Here is a 2,253-nt window from a genome sequence, read left to right as displayed (position 1 = left end):
CCACGGCCGGAACGCGATCGGGTCGCCGGCGGGCACCCGGCGCCGCGGCGCGTGGGCGTGCTGCGGCAGGAACGTCGGCGTCGCGACGGTGGCAGTGGTCGCGAGCTCGCCGGAGGCGCCCGGCTCGTGCACGTCGGGCTGCCGCCGTGCGACGGCGTCGGTGCAGGGAATCGGTGGCACACCACCGGTTACCCCGTGATCAGGTCGCCCATCCCCCGGCACCGGCACGAGCTACCCGTCACGACGTCGCCGGCCGCCGACGACGGCGCGAGGGTGAGGGCGAGCTCGGCGCCGTGCTCGCGCGTCGAGGCCATCATCTCCGCCGAGCGACGCCCCGTGCCGACCATGCCGCGCAGGCCCCACGGCGAGCGGGCCGGGCGGCCGGCCCGCATGTCAGTGGATGTGGCAGACGTCCGGCGCACAGGCCGGTGTGGTGTCGGTGCCGTCGAGCGGGGCGGGTCCCGGCCCGGTGACGGCGAGGATCACGAAGGCGGCCAGCCAGATCAGCCCGCCGGCCAGCCCGGCCACCGACAGTCCCGCGGCGGCGATCGCGGTGCGGGACCGACCCGGGCAGGAGCGGACCGCGCCCAGGGTGCCGAGCACCAGACCGCCGATGGCCAGGACCACCCCGGCGGAGGCGAGGGCGAGACCGGCGACGGTCGGTGACGACACCGCGGACAGCGCGGTGGCGACGGCGACGAACACCGAGCCCAGCGCTCCCAGGACGAGCGCGGACGACCCGAGGCCACCCCGTGGGATGGTCGGGTGTCGGGTGTCGGACCGGTCTCGGAGCACGGCCCCAGAATCGGGGCCGGGCGGCCCCACCGCTGTCAGGGACACGACAGATCCTCAGTTCTGGGTACGCGGCGGCGGTCCCGCAACCGCCCTACGGTGACCGCATGACCTCCACCGCCGAGAAGGCCACGAAGCTCCAGGAGCTGCACGCCGCGTCCGAGCTGCTGCTCGTCGTCAACGTCTGGGACGCGATCACCGCGAAGGTCGTCGCCGAGACGCCGGGCACGAAGGCCCTCGCCACCGCCAGCCACGGCATCGCCGCCTCCCGCGGCTACGAGGACGGCGAGAACATCCCGCGCGACCTGATGATCGCCGAGGTCGGGTTGATCGCGAAGGTCGCGGGCGACCTGCCGGTCACCGCGGACCTGGAGGCCGGCTACGGCGACCCCGGCGGCACCGTGGCCCGCGCGATCGACGTCGGCATCGTCGGGGCGAACCTGGAGGACCAGGTCAAGCCGCTCGCCGACGCCGTGAAGGCGGTCGAGGCGGCCGTCGCCGCGGCCGAGTCCGCGGGCGTGGACTTCGTGCTGAACGCCCGCACCGACGCGTTCCTCAAGGCGGGCGACAAGGACCCCGAGGCCGTGCTGGCCGACGCGATCGAGCGCGGGAAGGCCTACCTCGACGCCGGCGCGTCGAACTTCTTCGTGCCGGGCAAGCTCGACGAGACCCAGGTCGGACGCCTGGTCGAGGTGCTCGGCGAGCGCCGGGTCAACCTGATCGGCATCCCCGGGTCGATCCCGCTGAAGCGCGCGCAGGAGCTGGGCGTCGCCCGCGTCTCCTACGGCCCGTGGAGCCAGAACGTCGCGCTGACCGCGCTGGAGGACCTCGCCACCGACGTCTACGCCGGTGGTGGCCTGCCCGAGGGCACCCGCAAGCTGAACTGAGCGGCGACCGGGCCGGCCCTCGGTCTCCCATGTCCGGCGCGCCCGCGTTGGACGGCGTCGTCGTCACTTCCCGGCCGGGTCCCGCCGCGGCCGGGACGAACTGCCCGTCGACGCGCATCGCCACCTGGTCGGCGGTGCGTGCGTCGGGGGCTCCGAGCTGCCCTCCGACGCCACCGGGTCGATCCGCGAGCAGCCTGTACGTGTTCGGCGGGCTGCTCGTCGCGGGTGGGCTGCTGGTGCCCGCGGTGCGCCCGGAGCAGGTGGACGGGCAGCGCTGACCGGCGCGGGTCCGTCCCCGCCGCGCTGTGCTCCCTCCGGCGCGCGGTGATCCACCCGGCGCGCGCGTCCGGACACGAGCGTGGAGCGGATCACCGCGCGACGAGTGGATCAGCTCACGGAGGTCGCTGTATCGCCGGGGGGCAGAGCGCGTGGGGGTCAGCGCTCGTCGGCGGGCGGGACCTCGTCGGGGTCGGCGAAGGCCTTCCCCAGCTCCCGGGACAGGGCGAGCGCGCGGTGCGCCCAGGCCGGGGTCGCCCCGGCGAGCCCGCAGGCGGGCGTCGGGACGGCGAGCCGG

At 75.6% G+C, this 2,253-nt stretch carries 5 protein-coding genes and 1 pseudogene; 2 read left to right on the top strand and 4 right to left on the bottom strand.

Annotated elements, in window-relative coordinates:
• The 3 genes from GTW08_RS31755 to GTW08_RS10625 form a co-directional block, all read right to left on the bottom strand.
• Positions 1–180: hypothetical protein (locus tag GTW08_RS31755; RefSeq protein ID WP_237453719.1), on the bottom strand; the 180-nt coding region annotated here is incomplete at its 3' end.
• A gap of 8 nt (positions 181–188) precedes the next feature.
• On the bottom strand, positions 189–392 hold the full coding sequence (locus GTW08_RS10630) for a hypothetical protein (protein ID WP_073578451.1): 204 nt from the start codon (positions 390–392) through the stop codon (positions 189–191).
• A gap of 1 nt (position 393) precedes the next feature.
• Entirely contained in the window at positions 394–795 is a 402-nt protein-coding gene (locus tag GTW08_RS10625; RefSeq protein WP_073578452.1) for a hypothetical protein, read from the bottom strand.
• 104 nt (positions 796–899) lie between these two features.
• On the opposite strand from GTW08_RS10625, the gene GTW08_RS10620 reads away from it, so the two are divergent.
• Both GTW08_RS10620 and GTW08_RS10615 read left to right on the top strand, forming a co-directional pair.
• Entirely contained in the window at positions 900–1,679 is a 780-nt protein-coding gene (locus tag GTW08_RS10620; RefSeq protein ID WP_073578453.1) for an isocitrate lyase/PEP mutase family protein, read from the top strand.
• Positions 1,680–1,708: 29 nt separating this feature from the next.
• Complete coding sequence (locus tag GTW08_RS10615) at positions 1,709–1,957, top strand: hypothetical protein (protein WP_073578454.1); 249 nt, start codon at positions 1,709–1,711, stop codon at positions 1,955–1,957.
• Positions 1,958–2,114: 157 nt separating this feature from the next.
• Here the strand turns inward: GTW08_RS10615 and GTW08_RS10610 are convergent.
• Positions 2,115–2,253 (bottom strand): annotated as a pseudogene (locus GTW08_RS10610) (methionine synthase); the annotation flags it as partial.

Source organism: Pseudonocardia sp. SID8383 (assembly GCF_009864975.1).
Lineage (GTDB): Bacteria > Actinomycetota > Actinomycetes > Mycobacteriales > Pseudonocardiaceae > Pseudonocardia > Pseudonocardia alni.
Note: the sequence above shows the minus strand (reverse complement) of the source record. Positions and strands in the feature narration are given on the sequence as shown.

Excerpts from the sequence above, each read along its gene's own strand:
- GTW08_RS10620 (WP_073578453.1), top strand. The coding sequence starts at position 900 with ATGACCTCCACCGCCGAGAAGGCCACGAAGCTCCAGGAGCTGCACGCC.
- GTW08_RS10630 (WP_073578451.1), bottom strand. The coding sequence starts at position 392 with ATGCGGGCCGGCCGCCCGGCCCGCTCGCCGTGGGGCCTGCGCGGCATG.
- GTW08_RS10615 (WP_073578454.1), top strand. The coding sequence starts at position 1,709 with ATGTCCGGCGCGCCCGCGTTGGACGGCGTCGTCGTCACTTCCCGGCCG.